The organism is Pseudoalteromonas arctica (assembly GCF_012927645.1).
GTDB classification, from domain to species: domain Bacteria; phylum Pseudomonadota; class Gammaproteobacteria; order Enterobacterales; family Alteromonadaceae; genus Pseudoalteromonas; species Pseudoalteromonas arctica_A.
In genome coordinates, this window is sequence record NZ_JABBMT010000086.1 from 1 (window position 1) to 993 (window position 993).

The window sequence follows — 993 nt, forward strand, 5'->3', positions numbered from 1 at the left end:
CACTACGCACACGTAGATTGTCCTGGACACGCCGATTATGTTAAAAACATGATCACTGGTGCTGCTCAAATGGACGGCGCTATCCTTGTTGTTGCTGCGACTGATGGCCCTATGCCACAAACGCGTGAGCACATCCTACTTTCTCGTCAAGTTGGCGTTCCTTACATCATCGTATTCATGAACAAATGTGACATGGTTGATGACGAAGAGCTACTTGAACTAGTAGAAATGGAAGTTCGTGAACTTCTTTCTGAGTACGATTTCCCAGGTGATGACTTACCACTAATCGCGGGTTCTGCGCTTAAAGCGTTAGAAGGCGAGAAAGAGTGGGAAGACAAGATTATTGAGCTTGCAGACGCACTTGATTCTTACATCCCAGAGCCAGAGCGTGACATCGATAAAGCATTCATCATGCCTATCGAAGACGTTTTCTCAATCCAAGGTCGTGGTACTGTTGTAACTGGTCGTGTTGAAGCGGGTATCATCCGTATCAATGACGAAGTAGAAATTGTTGGTATCAACGATACAACTAAATCTACTTGTACTGGTGTTGAAATGTTCCGTAAACTACTTGACGAAGGTCGTGCTGGTGAGAACATTGGTGCACTTTTACGTGGTACTAAACGTGAAGACGTTGAACGTGGTCAAGTACTAGCTAAGCCTGGTTCAATCAACCCACACACAACATTCACTTCAGAAGTATATGTACTTTCGAAAGATGAAGGTGGCCGTCATACTCCATTCTTCAAAGGTTACCGTCCACAGTTCTACTTCCGTACAACTGACGTAACAGGTGACGTACAGTTACCAGATGGCGTAGAAATGGTAATGCCTGGCGATAACGTTAAGATGACTGTAAAGTTAATCTCTCCAATCGCAATGGATGAAGGTCTACGTTTCGCAATCCGCGAAGGTGGCCGTACTGTAGGTGCTGGTGTAGTAGCAACTATCGTTGAGTAATAATTAACTTATAAAGTTAATTATTAGAAAAAA

Annotated in this window: 1 protein-coding gene; it reads left to right on the forward strand. The window is 43.7% G+C overall.

What is annotated here, in order from left to right:
- The coding region (gene tuf / locus HHO47_RS18985) for an elongation factor Tu (protein WP_169021696.1) at positions 1–960 on the forward strand (960 nt) is incomplete at its 5' end.
- Between the last annotated feature and the right edge of the window lie 33 nt (positions 961–993).